Source organism: Steroidobacter gossypii, from assembly GCF_016801985.1.
Classification (GTDB): Bacteria; Pseudomonadota; Gammaproteobacteria; order Steroidobacterales; family Steroidobacteraceae; genus Steroidobacter; species Steroidobacter gossypii.
In genome coordinates this window covers 216,845-231,374 of sequence record NZ_JAEVLS010000008.1, presented here as the reverse complement: position 1 = coordinate 231,374, position 14,530 = coordinate 216,845, and the positions used below count along the sequence as shown (strand labels likewise).

At 63.8% G+C, this 14,530-nt stretch carries 12 protein-coding genes; 2 read left to right on the top strand and 10 right to left on the bottom strand.

Going from position 1 to position 14,530, the window contains the following annotated elements; all coding sequences use genetic code 11:
• Nucleotide 1 precedes the first annotated feature (1 nt).
• On the bottom strand, nucleotides 2-1,231 hold the full coding sequence (locus tag JM946_RS27275; protein WP_203170605.1) for a class I SAM-dependent rRNA methyltransferase: 1,230 nt from the start codon (nucleotides 1,229-1,231) through the stop codon (nucleotides 2-4).
• A gap of 18 nt (nucleotides 1,232-1,249) precedes the next feature.
• On the opposite strand from JM946_RS27275, the gene JM946_RS27270 reads away from it, so the two are divergent.
• Entirely contained in the window at nucleotides 1,250-3,334 is a 2,085-nt protein-coding gene (locus JM946_RS27270) for a thioredoxin domain-containing protein (RefSeq protein ID WP_203170604.1), read from the top strand.
• Between the two features lie 6 nt (nucleotides 3,335-3,340).
• On the opposite strand, the gene JM946_RS27265 is transcribed toward JM946_RS27270, so the two are convergent.
• The 5 genes from JM946_RS27265 to JM946_RS27245 form a co-directional block, all read right to left on the bottom strand.
• A complete protein-coding gene (locus JM946_RS27265; protein ID WP_203170603.1) occupies nucleotides 3,341-3,745 on the bottom strand; it encodes a TfoX/Sxy family protein in 405 nt (134 codons plus the stop codon).
• Between the two features lie 274 nt (nucleotides 3,746-4,019).
• Nucleotides 4,020-4,469 carry an HIT family protein gene (locus tag JM946_RS27260; RefSeq protein ID WP_203170602.1) on the bottom strand — a complete coding sequence of 150 codons (450 nt, stop codon included), beginning with the start codon at nucleotides 4,467-4,469 and terminating at the stop codon, nucleotides 4,020-4,022.
• Nucleotides 4,466-4,810, bottom strand: coding sequence for a DMT family protein (locus JM946_RS27255; RefSeq protein ID WP_322110989.1), 345 nt, complete (start codon nucleotides 4,808-4,810; stop codon nucleotides 4,466-4,468). Before JM946_RS27255 ends, JM946_RS27260 begins: the two co-directional genes overlap by 4 nt.
• Nucleotides 4,811-4,904: 94 nt before the next feature.
• Nucleotides 4,905-5,621, bottom strand: a complete 717-nt coding sequence (locus JM946_RS27250; protein ID WP_203170601.1) for a 2-phosphosulfolactate phosphatase — start codon at nucleotides 5,619-5,621, stop codon at nucleotides 4,905-4,907.
• Nucleotides 5,622-5,651: 30 nt separating this feature from the next.
• Nucleotides 5,652-6,893: a type III PLP-dependent enzyme gene (locus JM946_RS27245; protein ID WP_230980040.1), complete on the bottom strand. Its 1,242-nt coding sequence runs from the start codon at nucleotides 6,891-6,893 to the stop codon at nucleotides 5,652-5,654.
• Nucleotides 6,894-7,187: 294 nt separating this feature from the next.
• Here JM946_RS27245 and JM946_RS27240 point away from each other — a divergent pair, with 294 nt between their 5' ends.
• Complete coding sequence (locus JM946_RS27240; protein ID WP_203170599.1) at nucleotides 7,188-8,684, top strand: AAA family ATPase; 1,497 nt, start codon at nucleotides 7,188-7,190, stop codon at nucleotides 8,682-8,684.
• Here JM946_RS27240 and JM946_RS27235 read toward each other — a convergent pair.
• From JM946_RS27235 to gcvPB, 4 genes are all read right to left on the bottom strand, one after another.
• The gene (locus JM946_RS27235) at nucleotides 8,681-9,724 is read right to left on the bottom strand and encodes an L-threonylcarbamoyladenylate synthase (RefSeq protein WP_203170598.1); all 1,044 of its coding nucleotides are present in this window, start codon (nucleotides 9,722-9,724) and stop codon (nucleotides 8,681-8,683) included. The two genes, JM946_RS27240 and JM946_RS27235, sit on opposite strands and share 4 nt — an antisense overlap.
• A 72-nt stretch (nucleotides 9,725-9,796) precedes the next feature.
• Nucleotides 9,797-12,649 carry a trypsin-like peptidase domain-containing protein gene (locus JM946_RS27230; RefSeq protein WP_203170597.1) on the bottom strand — a complete coding sequence of 951 codons (2,853 nt, stop codon included), beginning with the start codon at nucleotides 12,647-12,649 and terminating at the stop codon, nucleotides 9,797-9,799.
• A gap of 46 nt (nucleotides 12,650-12,695) precedes the next feature.
• Nucleotides 12,696-13,070: a diacylglycerol kinase gene (locus JM946_RS27225; protein WP_203170596.1), complete on the bottom strand. Its 375-nt coding sequence runs from the start codon at nucleotides 13,068-13,070 to the stop codon at nucleotides 12,696-12,698.
• Nucleotides 13,067-14,527, bottom strand: coding sequence for an aminomethyl-transferring glycine dehydrogenase subunit GcvPB (gene gcvPB / locus JM946_RS27220; protein ID WP_407700608.1), 1,461 nt, complete (start codon nucleotides 14,525-14,527; stop codon nucleotides 13,067-13,069). The genes JM946_RS27225 and gcvPB overlap by 4 nt, the downstream gene beginning before the upstream one ends.
• Between the last annotated feature and the right edge of the window lie 3 nt (nucleotides 14,528-14,530).

The window sequence follows — 14,530 nt, the reverse complement described above, 5'->3', positions numbered from 1 at the left end:
GTTATTCGGTCACGACCCGGCAGAAATAGGCCTTCAGGTAGCGCGTTTCCGGGATCGCAGGATGAATCGGATGATCCGGCGCCTGGCCCCCGACTTCCACCACTTGGGCAAACCGGCCCAGATGCCGCGCGCCGCGCTGAATCGCGGTGAGCAGGTGCTCCGGTTCCAGATGATACGAGCAGGAACACGACACCAGGATGCCGTCTCTGTCCAGCAACTGCATGGCGAGCTGATTGAGCCGCTTGTAGGCCGCCTCGCCCTTGGGCACATCCTTTTTGCGCTTGATGAACGCCGGCGGATCGATCACCACGACGTCGAAGCGCCGCCCTTCGCCGTGCAGCTGCTCCATGACATCGAACGCGTCGCCTTTGATCACCGCGGGCTTCAAACCGTTGCTGGCCGCGCTTGCCTGTAACAGCTCCAGGGCCGTCGCGGAGGAATCGACGCACGTGACTTCGGTGGCGCCCGCCTTCAGCGCACCCAAGCCCCAGGCGCCGACATAGCTGAAAACGTCGAGCACGCGCGCACCGCCGACATATTTGCGTAACGCCAGTCGATTGGCGGCCTGATCGAAGAACCAGCCGGTTTTCTGGCCGCCACCGAGCGGCACTTGGAAGCCGACAGCGCCCTCTTCGACCACTACCGACTCCGGCGCGGTGCCGATGGCCGTCTCGACGTAATGCGGCAGGCCTTCCAGATCGCGCACCCCGCCATCGTTCTTCCACACCAGCGCCGCGGGATCGATGACCTTTTTCACGGCCGCCTCGATCTGCGGACGCAGGGCTTCCATGCCGGCGGTGGCGATCTGCCCGACCACCACGTCGCCGAATCGGTCCAGCACCAGGCCCGGCAAGCCATCGGACTCGCCGTACACCAGCCGATAGAACGGCTGCTGATACAGCGAGCGACGCAGCGATTGCGCCACCTGCAAGCGATGCACGAGCAGCGACTTGTCGGGCGCGAAGTTGGCGTTGCGACCGAGAATGCGCGCGCTGATCAGCGAGTGCGGATTCACATAGGCATAGCCCAGGAAGCGGTCGCGGTCGGACACGACACGGCACAATGCGCCGGGCTTGAAAGCCGTCAGCGGCGTGCGCGCGGTGTCCACTTCGTTGGAAAACACCCACATATGGCCAGCGGCCAGACGACGGTCCTCGCCGCGCTTCAAGCGCAACTCCGGCAGCTCGGCGGGCGTAACGTGGGGAGTCGGTGTGTCGGGGGCGGTGTTCATTTAGAGTGGGCGCATTCTATGCACGAATCATCACATCGCAACCGTCCCCGCAATCGACTGGCGGACGAAACCAGCCCGTACCTGCTGCAGCACGCCGCCAACCCGGTGGATTGGTATCCCTGGGGCGAGGAGGCTCTGGAGCGCGCGCGCCGCGAAAACAAGCCGATTTTGCTATCCATCGGCTACTCGGCCTGTCACTGGTGCCACGTCATGGCGCATGAGTCCTTCGAGGATCCGGCCAGCGCGGCGGTGATGAACGAGCTGTTCGTGAACATCAAGGTGGACCGCGAGGAGCGCCCCGACCTGGACCGCATCTACCAGATTGCGCAACAGATGCTGACCCAGCGCGGCGGCGGCTGGCCCCTGACGATGTTTCTCTCCCCGCGCGACCAGCGGCCTTTCTTCGGCGGCACTTACTTCCCCAAGGAAGCGCGCCACGGGCTGCCCGCGTTCACCGATCTGTTGCAGCGGGTGGCGCAGTTCTATCGCGAACGCGGCGACGACATCGCCCAGCAAAGCGCAGCTTTGCAGCAGGCCTTCGATCAATTGCACTCCCCGCCCGCCGCCGGCGACACGGCGCTGACGACGGCGCCGATTCGCGCCGCGCGCGAGCAACTGGCCGCTGCGTTCGATCAGCAATTCGGCGGTTTCGGAGGCGCACCGAAATTCCCTCATCCCAGCAATATCGAGTTCCTGTTGCGCCAATGGCGCGCGACCGCAGGCGCGGACGAGCCCGATCTGCATTCGCTCTTCATGGCCACGCTCACGCTCAAGCGCATGGCGGATGGCGGCATCTACGATCAGCTGGGCGGCGGCTTCGCTCGGTACAGCGTCGATGCGTATTGGATGATCCCGCACTTCGAGAAAATGCTGTACGACAACGGGCAGCTGCTGCGGATCTATGCGCATGCGGCGCTGGCCACCGGTGAGCCCTTGTTCGGCCGCGTCGCTGGCGCAACGGCAGATTGGATGATTCGCGACATGCAGTCGCCCGAAGGCGGTTTCTGGTCGGCGCTCGATGCCGACTCCGAAGGCCACGAAGGCTGGTTCTACGTGTGGCAACCGGACGAAGTGGCGACACTGCTCGATGCCGATGATTACGCCGTGTTCTCCCGTCGCTTCGGCCTGGATCGGCCCGCGAACTTCGAAGACATCGCCTGGCATCTGCATGTGTTTCGTCCCGAGGAAGAGATCGCTCAGGAATTGCACATCGAGCCGGCCGAAGTGGACCGGCGCATCGCTCGCGCGCGCCAGATTCTGCTCGAAGCTCGCAATCGTCGCGTGTGGCCGGGTCGTGACGAAAAGGTGCTCACGTCCTGGAACGGTCTGGCGATCGGCGGGCTGGCGGTCGCAGCTCGTGCGCTTCGGCGCGCCGATCTGGCCGATGCGGCGAGTCGAGCCGTGGATTTCATTCGGCAGCAATGCTGGCGCGACGGTCGGTTGCTGGCCGCGTTCAAGGACGGCCGCGCACGCTTCGCCGCGTATCTCGACGACTACGCATTTCTGCTCGACGGCGTCCTGGAATTGCTGCAAACCCGCTGGCGCAGCGACGATCTGCAATTCGCGACCGAGCTGGCCGAAGCGCTGCTCACGCACTTCGAGGATCGCGAGTCGGGCGGTTTCTTTTTCACCGCCGACGATCACGAACAGCTGATGCATCGATCCCGCTCGTTCAGCGACGAAGCTTTGCCCGCCGGCAACGCCATCGCTGCGCAGGTGCTCACACGGCTCGGGCTGCTGCTGGGTGAGACCAGATATCTGGATGCCGCGGCGAAGACGTTACGAGCCGCTTGGCCTGCCTTGCAGCACTACCCTCATGCACACACAGCGCTGCTCGTGGCCTTGGAAGAACATCTCGAGCCGCCGGAGATCGTGTTCGTGCGCGGCGAAACCCAAGAAGCTGAAAGCTGGCGCGATGCGCTCGCCAACGTCTACGCGCCGCGAAGGCTGGTATTCGCGATCCCCGCCGACGCATCGGCGCTGCCGGCTGCGATCGCCGACAAGAAGCCTCTGGATGAAACCGCGGCTTATGTATGTCGCGGAGTGACGTGCTCGGCACCGGTGCGCTCGCTGGCCGCACTTGTCGCGCTCACTCGGAGCTAGCGCCGGTTATTTCTTCTCTTTCTCGCGCCGCTTGGCCTGTTTCATGTGGCGCGAACGTTCGATGCCCGCCATCTGTTTGGCGCGCGCCGATTCGATAGCGGCGGTGAGCGCGCGCTCACCCCAGATCTTCAGCTGCTCGGCGTCCTGCACGACGTCCGAGGGCACTTCGTGATGATCGGTGGTGAGGTCGAACGCGTTCGGATACGGCTTGAACTGCGGCATGCCGCGCGCGACATAATCGTCCAGATTGCTCTTGTCGGTGTGCAGATAAAGCTTGTCGCCCATCACGATGGCGAGCAGACGCTCGTCGATGAACACACCGACGCCGCCGAAAATCGCACGACTGGAAATTCGCCCGAGCGGCGCGAGCTGTTCTGCAACGTAACTGGCCAGGCTCGACTTGACCCGCATATCGAGCTACTCACTCTTCCTGAATGCTTCCGAGCAGCGCATCCCTTCGTGGCATGCCGATGCATGGGGGGTGTCGCTGAAACTGGCGCGAGGACAGTGCGGCATGATTGTGGTGCATAGCTGCAAATCCTCCCCAGGACCGGGAGTTTACCTCGCAACCTCACCCTGTAAACCGCCAACCGTCAGCAACCGGCGACAGTGTGCGCCAGTCCACACGCGCTCACCGCACGAAACCCCTTGAAAAAAAGCGCCGGAGAGAATTTGCCAGTGAGAATTATAGCGCGGCGCCGAGCCGGCCCAGGTGCTGGCGAATTAAGTCACGCCGCGCGCCATGCAGCTGCGCGTCGAATGCCGGCGCCTGCTGCCAGTCGTAGCCCCAGGGATTGTTGGCGCGCATGGCTTCGGGCTCATCGGCATAACGTGGATGCACGTGAGCGTGCAATGCGGGCTCCACGTTGCCGAAAATGGCGTAATTGATTCGCACCGCACCGGTCGCGGCCAGCACCGCTTCGCCGAGCAAGCCGAGCTCGGACAGAAACAAGTCGCGCTGCTCACGCTCGAGCGCATTCAAATGCGGCACCACCGGGTCCGGCAGCAGCAGACAATAGCCAGGCAGCACCTGGCGCTGGCCCATCACCGCCCATCCCGAGCGCAAGCGCGCCACCACTGAAGGGTCGTCTCCGCGACGGCAGCTCTCGACGAGGCGATGAATGGCGGTGCTCATTTGCGAAACACAAAATATACGGCGCCCAACATGCACAGCGCCGCCCACAGATAGTCGAGCTTGAGCGGCTGGCGCATGTAGAGCATGACAAAGGGCACGAACACCGTCAGCGTGATCACTTCCTGCAGGATCTTCAACTGCGGCAGGCTCATGACGGTGTAGCCGATGCGGTTGGCCGGCACTTGCAACAGATACTCGAACAGCGCGATGCCCCAGCTGAGCAGCGCCGCGACGATCCAGGGCTTTTGATTGAGCTCTTTGAGGTGCGCATACCAGGCGAACGTCATGAACACGTTCGACAGGGTCAGCAGCAGGATGGTCCGAACGACAGGGTTGGTCACGATGCTTGAATCGTTGCGTCAGGGCGAATCGAGCTGGACTGGTCCTAGATCTGGGTCCTAGATCTGGGTCCTAGATTGGGTCCTAGATTGGGTCCTAGATTGGGTCCTGGAGTGGGGCCTTGGGCACATCGATCTTGCGCAAGCGAGCCGGCGCGCCGCTCGCATCGCGCGCAAGGACGAAATCGAACTCGTCGGTTCGCGTGCACAGATCGAAGTCGCGCTCGGGCGCCCAATCGCAAGCCGGGTCGAAGAACTTCTGCGCGCTGGGCGCTTTTCTCAGCAGCTCGCGGACTCCGCCGACCGGCATCGGCTCGCCGAGCAATCGCGAGCGCAACAGCTCGGCGCACAGATCGTCCTCGGCGCAGTTCTCGCGAGCTTCGTGACCCATGCGCACCAATGTCACGACTTCAGGCTGGAGCGACTGCAGATAACGAACGATGGCGCCGGCGTTGACCAGCGCCCCGGTGATGGTCGGCACCGACTCCGGCACCGCGGTGAGTCCCTGAGTGCCGGCGTGAGTGGTGTGGATGATCGTGCGGCCGGCGACCTCGAGCTTTTCCAGATCGCTGGGTGAATTGCCGCAATCGAAACCGGGAAGTGGCCTGGCGTGGCGCTCGCCGATCAGCAGCCAATCCGGATGCTGGCGCTTCAGTTCGCGCGCGTCATCGACTTCGGCGACGGCAATGACGGTCGCCGCCCCGCGAGAGAATGCGTAGGCGGCGACCGAAAAGGCGCGGAACACATCGATGACGACGGCGATGCCCTGCGCAGCTTGCGCTCCGGCAACGTGATCGAGGACCTTAACCTGCAAGGAGAGATCTCCCAACGCAGGCCGCCCTGTTCAGGCGGCCCGGCCTCGACCGCCGCCGGCAGCCTTGCGCTGCAGGCGAACCACGCGTCGCGCGTCGGCCGTCTCGTTCATCACCACGACCTTGGCGCGCGTGAAGAAATTGAAGTCGGTGGCGGACGCCCAGGTGTAAGCGCCCATCATGCGGCCCACCACCAGGTCACCCACTTCCAGCTCCGGCAACATGATGCTTTCGTCGATCACGTCGATGGAGTCGCAGGTCGGTCCTGCGAGCACGCTCTCGTGCAACTCGCCACCTTCACGCAGCACCGATACCGGATACTTGGCGTGGTCGAACATCTGACCGCTGTACGAGCCGTACAGACCGTCGTCGAGGTAATACCACCAGCGACCATCGCGCTTGGCCTTGCCCATCACCGACGACACCGCGATCGCGGCAGGCGCGGCGATGTAGCGGCCCGGCTCGGCGATGACTCGCACGTGCGGCGGCAGCTTGGCGAGCGCAGCGCGAATCGGACGACAGAACTCGTCGATCGGCGTCACGCTGTCGTTGTAAGCCACCGGGAAACCGCCACCGATGTCGAGCACGTCGAGCGACGGCAGCCCCGCCAGCACGGCTTCCGCCATGATGTTGGTGCATGCGTGTACGGCTTCGACGTACTTCGCCGGGTCGGTCGCCTGGGAGCCGACGTGGAAAGACAAACCGCGTACGCGCACGCCGAGACGGCGAGCCTGTTCGATCATGCCGAGCACGTCGCCAGCGGCGCAGCCGAACTTCTTCGACAGATCGACCACAGCGTTGGGGCTGCGGAACGACACGCGAATCAGGATCTCGGCGCGCTTGCGATAGCGCACGAACTTCTTCAGCTCGTCCGGGTTGTCGGCGACGAACGTGGTGACGCCGTAACGAAGCGCGTCGCGAATGTCGCTGTCGCGCTTGATCGGGTGCGTGTGAATGCAGCGGCTCGGGGCGATACCCTGCTGCTTCACCAGCTCCACCTCACCGGTCGTCGCGAGGTCGAAATAAGCTCCCTCGTCGCGTAAGCAAGCCACGACCGCGGCGTGCGGCAGCGGCTTGAGCGCGTAGTGGAGATCGACGCCAGGCAAAGCGGCTTTGAGCGCGCGGTACTGGCGACGCACCTGCTCGCAGTCGACCACCAGCAGCGGCGAGCCGAAACGCGCGACGAGCGCACGGATCTCAGCTTCGGTCAGGGTGGTGGAATCGAAGGAGTGGGCCGGAGAAACGGCGAGTGACTGCTTGGCTGCGCGGGGCAACACCTGTTGGGCACCTCTCAAAGCTGCGAACACTTAACCAACCAACAAGAGCGACAGATGTCTTGAACGTCTGAAGCTCTCACAAGTTCTGGTCGAGCGGCACTGCAGCTTACGCGTGGTGCTCTCTTACACAGGCCGGCGCGAAATTTAGCAAAAATGCCCGGCGATGCAAGAAGCGCGTCACAGTTTTTATCCGCGTGGGCGAAAAAAATTCTGGACGGCGAATTGCAGCACGTCCACCAGCGCGCCTCGCCTGCTCTCTTACGTGCGGCACAAGGAGTTAGATTCACCACAATGGCTGCGACGACGGACACGCGCCGGGAGCTGGAAGCGCTGCTGAAAAGTCGCGTTCCACTGATCGTCATCGAAACGCGCGACGAGCCGCGCGCGCTGGCACTGCTCTCTTCGCTGGCGCCCCAGCTCGCCTCCCCGGTGCACACGCCGGTGTTTCAGTGGACTGTCACGGAAGGTTTGCGTCGGCTCGACATAGATCTGGGCGGCGCTCAGCAACACAATGCCGAGCCGTCGGCGGTGCTCAAATCGCTGCGCGCAACGCCGACTGCCGGCGTGTACGTCCTGCTCGACTTCCATCCGTTCCTCACCGATCCGGTGAACGTGCGCCTGCTGAAAGACATCTGTCAGGACTACGACCGCCTGCCTCGCCACGTGGTGCTCATCAGTCATGAGATTCAGCTGCCGCGCGAGCTCGAGCATTTCTGCGCGCGACTGAGCCTGACGTTTCCAGATCGCGCCGAGCGCCACGAGATCGTCGAGCGCGTCGCCGCCGACTGGGCGCGCGCTTACGGCAAACGTGTAAAAACAGATCGCAAGTCGCTGGAGTTGCTCGTAGAAAATCTCGGCGGGCTGTCTACCAGCGACACCGAGCGACTGGCGCGCAAAGTGATTTTCGACGACGGCGCCCTGTTGCCATCGGATCTGCCGGCGGTGATGCAGGCGAAATATGAACTGTTGAATCGCGGCGGCGTGCTGGCGTTCGAGTACGACACTGCGCAGTTCGCCGATCTCGGCGGCATGACGCGTCTGAAGGATTGGCTTCGAGTGCGCAAGGCCGCGTTCGACGGCAGCGCGCCTCACCTGGAAGCGCCCAAGGGTGTGCTGCTGCTCGGCGTTCAGGGCTGCGGCAAGAGCGTCGCCGCCAAAGCAGCCGCCGGCATCTACGGCGTGCCCCTGCTGCGCCTGGACTTCGCAACCATCCACAACAAGTACATCGGCGAGTCGGAGCGCAACCTGCGCGAGTCGCTGGCCACCGCGGAGACGATGTCGCCGTGCGTGCTATGGATCGACGAAATCGAGAAAGGCGTGTCGGTGGGCAACGGCGACAACGGCACGTCACGCCGCCTGCTCGGCACCTTCCTGACCTGGCTCGCCGAAAGAAAAGCGCGCGTGTTCGTGGTCGCGACCTCGAACGACATTTCCTCGCTGCCGCCGGAGTTGGTGCGCAAGGGCCGACTCGACGAGATCTTCTTTGTCGATCTCCCGGGCGCGACCGTCCGCGAAGACATCCTCCGCATTCACGCCAAGAAGCGCCATCTGGAGCTCTCGGATAACCACGTCCGACAACTCGCCGTTGCCTGCGAGGGTTTCTCCGGCGCGGAGATCGAGCAGGCCGTGGTTTCGGCGGTGTACGCCGCTCATGCCTCGGGTTCGCCGGCGACCGCCCCGCACATACTTCAAGAAATCAGGGCCACGCGACCGCTGTCGGTCACCATGGAAGAAAAGATCAGCGAGCTGCGCTCGTGGGCAGCCGAGCGCACGGTTCCTGCGGACTAGGTCGGCCCGCCTTCTTCGCCGAAATCGGCGACCCAGGCGGCGATGTCCTGATCGTACGTGACGATGTTCTCGGCGCTCGCGGAGCGACGCAGGCGATCGCGAACGGCGTCCCACTTTTCGCCTTCGGGAACTTCTTCGACCAGGATGATCTTGGCGCTCGCTTTATCGAGCGTGCGCAGATTCGCATATAGATTGCGCGCGTAGACGTCGGGGCGAATGCCGGCATTGATCCAGGTCATGAACGGATTCGCGGTGCCCGGCGGCCGCTGCGCCAACACGGCGACTTTCTCGTGATTGGCGGTGAACTCGTTCATCACCGTTTCCAAACGCCGGCTCGGCACCACATTCACCGGCGTCGTCGGCGAATAATGCCGGGAAGTCGAGCCAGGCACGCGCGGTGCGCTGGGATTCGGGCCCATCTGGATGGTCGGCACCACCGCCTTGAGCTGCGAGAAACTGATGCTTCCCGGCCGCAACACGCGCGGCCCATCGGCCAGACAGCTGATGATGGTGGACTCCAGACCGACTTTGCAGTCGCCACCGTCGAGCACCCATTTCACTTCGTCACCAAACTCCTCGCGCACATGTTCGGCGCGCGTCGGGCTCACGTGACCGTATCTGTTCGCCGAGGGTGCGGCGATGCCGCCGCCGAACGCGTTGAGCAATTGTTGAGCGACAGGATGATTCGGCACGCGAATCGCTACTGTGTCTTGCCCACCGGTGATCACATCGTTGACCGCCGGCGCGCGCTTGGCCACCAGAGTCAGCGGCCCCGGCCAGAAAGCATCGGCGAGTTTCTTCGCCTCGGGCGTCATCTCGCGCACCCAGCGCTGCAGATAACGCGGATGATCGATGTGGACGATCACCGGATGTGTCGACGGCCGGCCCTTGATGCGGAAAATTTTACGCACCGCATCCGGATTGTTGGCGTTCGCGCCCAGGCCGTACACCGTCTCGGTGGGAAACGCCACCAGCTCGCCAGCGCGCAGCGCTTCGACGGCCTCCTGGATTTCCTGTTGTAGAACTCGTCCTATAGCCATGGGAGCAATGATAGCAAGTGGGGCCCCTGCCGATGCTGCGGGGGCCATTCCGATCCCGGCATTGCGGCTCGATTATTCCAACGCCGTCCGGGTCCAGCCTTGCGCCGTCCGGCGCAGCTCGTAAGTCGGCCAGAAACGTTTGTCGAGCTTCAGTGTCATGACTTCCACCGAGCCGTTCCAGGTCACAGTCCGCAATCTGAGCGAGCTGCGATCTTCCCGGCCGCTGACCGCCTGGATAAAGGCGTCCAGGTCCGCCACCGGCTTGCCGTCGACTTCGACGATGCGCCGGCCCGCCCACAGCTGATAACGCGTGGCCGGAGAGCCATAAGAGAAATACGCAACGAACACGCCGTCCGGCTCGATGCCACGCTGAGCCGCCAGCGCGCGGTGCGGCTTCTGCAGCACTGCGCCCGCCCACACCACGATCCGATCCAGATCGCGGCCACCGAGCGCCACCGTGGGCACCTCGATCGCCTGCTCGGCCTTGTCGCGCCAGACGGTGACTCGCACCGACGGCTTCTGCACGCTTCGCTCGACTTCGCGGAAGCGATTCACGATGGCGCCGTCGATGTCCAGAATCAGATCGCCCGAGCGCAGCAGACCGTCCGCCGGCGAGCCGCCCACGGTGCGCACCACGCTGAGCACCTGACGACGCTCGGGGCTGTGTTGTTCCAAACGGCGGATCCATTGATCCGGCAAATCCTGCTTGCGCGCGACCGCCAGCGGCACCGGCTGCAACTCCACCTCGAGCGAATGCAGCGTCCGGCCCTCGCGTAACAAAGGCAACATTTCCTGCACCAATTCGGCCGGAATACCGCGATTCTCCTGTGCGACGTCGCGGCCGGCCTCATAAGCGAAGCTGGCCCACGTGGCGATCACCGCGCCGCTCTTGTCCACCAGCACGCCGTCGTAGTCACCCGGCCCGTTGACCAGAGAAATGGTTTCGAGATTCGACTCGCGGAACTGCAGCGTGCGCGACAGCGGATATCCCACAGGGTCCACCGAAGCGACCGTCGCCGAACGCGATTGCACCTTGCCGTCGGGGCGCATGCCGACCGCCCACACTTCCTGGCCCGGCTGCACGTCCACCACCTTCAACGTGGCCGCCCTGGCAGGCGTCGCGCCGATCAGCTTCGGGTCATAGGAGACCGCTGCAAGATTGTGCAAGGGATGGATATATTCGACGCGTCCCGGCACTTCGATCGAGCCCGCGAAGGTCAGACGCACGTCGCCCAACGGCCCCGGCACTGTGTTGCGATCAACGATCACCAAGCCGCGCTCGGCGTCAACGATCATGCCGGTGCCGTAGTAACTGCGCTCGGTGATGCCCGACACCGAATACGGCATGTCGAAGTTCACCAGCACCAGCGAGGGCGCCAGCTTGTTGATCAAGGGATCGGAAGTCTTCGCAAACGTCGTGGTGGCTGGCTCGGGCGCCTTCGCCTCGCCATTGCCACCCCACGGCGTGCACGGCCAGGTGCCGAGCTTGTCGTCCCGTTTGCAGATGCGCGCCGGGAACCAGCGACGATCCATGCGAACGCTGCGCCACTGCGCGGTCTTCGGATCGTCGATGGTGAAATAACGTAGCGTGATGCGCTCGCCGTGCGCGAGCTTGCCAAGCGCCTGCTCCAGATCGCCCAGACCGTTGATGGGCTCGCCGCCTGCTTCGCTGATCACTGCGCCGCGCGGCATGCCGGCCGCGCCTAGAATGTAACCGGGGTTGGCGACATATACGCCCTTGATCGGCACGTTGATGTGTCGCGCCTGCTGCCACGACAGGTTGTGAACGATGGCGTCGCCCACTTCCAGGAATTCGTCCGGCATCACTTCATACATGTTCTGGATGGGCAGCTCGTGCTGCAGCACCTGCCCGCCGCGCTCCACCGTAAGTTTCACCGTCTTGCCCACGCCGTCGTCCAGCGTGCTTGCGAGCAGCGAAAAATCGGCGGTCAGCTGACCGTTGATCCGCACCAGCACGTCGCCAGGCTCGAGCACGTTCTCGGCCGCCGAGCCACGCTGCACTTCCGACACCACCAGCATGCCGGTGCTGTTTGGAAACTTCTTGCGAACCTCGATCTCCGATTCGTTGCGCAGTCCGAGACGACGCACCTCGTCGAACGGCGTGTACACGAACACGGTCTGCAGCGTGCCGCGACTGACCTGCTCGCCCTTCTGAATCGCATCGAGCGCGCGCGTCACTCGATCCAGCGGCAAATAGAAACTCGACGCAGCAGCCGAGCTGCCGCCGGCGTTGAGCGCGAGCACGCGGCCATCGATATCGATGACCGGCGAGCCGGACGAGCCGCCCGAAGTGCTGGAAGCGGCCTGGTAATAGAAGGTGTTGAAGTCGTTGTACTTGCCGAGGCCGTAATTCGGCGCCTCGCGATCCAGACGCGCCAGGGTGCCCGCCAGGATGGACAACTGCTCGCCGGCGTCGTTGCCGATGACGCGAATCTCACGTCCGACCTGGGCGCCCTGCGGATGCAACTTCAATTCGGTGGGTTTGATGAAACGCAGCTTCGAGGGGTCATAACGATAGAAGCCGAAGTCGTGCACCGGGTCGCGATACACCGGGTACAACGTGACTTCCTCCCGATTCAGAAACACCGCGGTGGCGGTCACCGGGCCCGGCGTCACCACGTGACGATTGGTGAGAATCAGGCCGCGCTGTGCGTCGACGACGAAGCCGGTGGCCTGGCTCGACATGTTCCATTCGGTATCGAAGGCGCGCGCCAGATCGACCTGAATGGTGACCACGCCGCTCGCGACCCGTTCGAGGGTGCGCGTCCAGCGCGAATCTTCCGCATCGGCGACCGGCACCGCCGTGTGGGGTACCGCTGCAGGAGGCGAGCCCTGAGGCTCTTGGGAGTGCGAAGGCAGGCAGGCGAGCAGCAGCAGTCCGGCAACGGCAAAAGTTCTATGCATGAGTGAACCGCATTGACCAAGCTGTAAGGAGCCGTGGTCTGCAGGTTCAGCCCAGCAGCAGGAACCCCCAGATCACGACCAGGACGCCGAAGGATAGCAGCACCGCGGTCGAGCCGACGTCCTTGGCCAGCCCGGACAGCTCGTGTCGCTCCAGGCCGATGCGGTCCACCACGGTTTCTATGCCCGTGTTCAGCAGCTCCACGATCAGCACCAGCAGCACCGAGCTGATCAATAAAGCCTTTTCCACCGGCGACTTGCCGAGGTAGGCGCCGAGCGGCAGCAACACCACCGCCAGCGCCACCTCCTGCCTGAACGCCGCTTCGCTACGGAACGCGCCCTGGAAACCCTTCCATGAGTTGACAAAAGCCAGCAGCAGCCGGCGCATGCCGGCCAGCTTGGGGCGGCCCGTGATGGCATTCATTCAGAGCTTCTCATCCCGTAGGTCAAATCGAGCTGCTTGGCGGCCCGCACGTCGTCCAGGCGCCGCACCGGCAATGTATAAGGCGCGCCCTTGACCTTGGCCGCGTCCTGCTCGGCCTCGGCCTGAATCGCAATCAGCGCCTCGACGAAGGCATCCAGCTCCTCCTTGGCTTCGGTCTCGGTGGGCTCGATCAGCAGGCACTCCGGCACCAGCAGCGGGAAGTACGTGGTCGGTGCATGGAAGCCGTAATCGAGCAGCCGCTTGGCGAAGTCCATCGCGTTCACGCCCAGCTCCTTGGCCTGACGCTTCATGGTGATGATGAACTCGTGGCTGGCGCGCCGTTCCGGATAGGCCGCCTCGAAGCCGGCCTTCTTCAAGCGGGCCAGCAGATAGTTGGCGTTGAGCGCCGAGAACTCCGCGACCCGATGCATGCCCTGGCGGCCGAGCATGCGCATATAAACATATGCACGCAACAGCACCCCGGCGTTGCCCATGAACGCCGACAGGCGGCCAATGGTCTGCGGCAGATCGTTCTCGTCGAGCCAGCGATATTGGTCTCCGTCCTTACCCACCGTGGGAATGGGCAGGAACGGCAGCAGTCGCTGCCCCACACCCACCGCACCCGAGCCCGGCCCTCCGCCACCGTGCGGCGTCGAGAAGGTCTTGTGCAGATTCATGTGGATCACGTCGAAGCCCATGTCGCCCGGGCGCACCTTGCCCAGAATCGCGTTGAGATTGGCGCCGTCGTAATACAGCAGGCCGCCCGCCTCGTGCACCAGTTTCGCGACTTCCTGAATGCGCCGCTCGAACACACCGAGCGTGGACGGATTGGTGAGCATGATGCCAGCGGTTTTCGGCCCGAGCGCGCCCTTGAGCGCTTCGATATCGATGTCGCCGTTCGGCAGCGAAGGAATCTCCACCACCGTGCAGCCACACATCGTCGCGGTGGCCGGGTTGGTACCGTGCGCGGCATCGGGCACGATGATTTCGGTTCGCTGCAGATCGTTTCGTGCGCGGTGATACGCACGAATCATCGCGACGCCCGCGAACTCGCCCTGCGCGCCGGCCATCGGCGTGAGGGACACGCCTTTCATGCCGGTGACTTCTTTCAACATCTCCTGCAGTTCATACAGGCAGGTGAGGAAGCCCTGGCTCACCGAGCTCGGCGCGAGCGGATGACGGCCGAGAAACTCGGGCAACATCGCGAACGCATTACACGCGCGCGGGTTGTATTTCATCGTGCACGAGCCGAGCGGATAGAAGTGCGTGTCGATCGAGAAATTCAGCTGCGACAGCCGCGTGAAATGACGCACGGCCTGCAATTCGGACACTTCCGGCAGCGCCGCCCGCTTGCGACGACGAAACTTCTCCGGCACTTCCGCACTGGCGCCTTGCGGATACTGGCCGACGGCGCTACGCCCGCTGCGCGAGTGCTTGAAGATCAAGGGTTCACGGATATT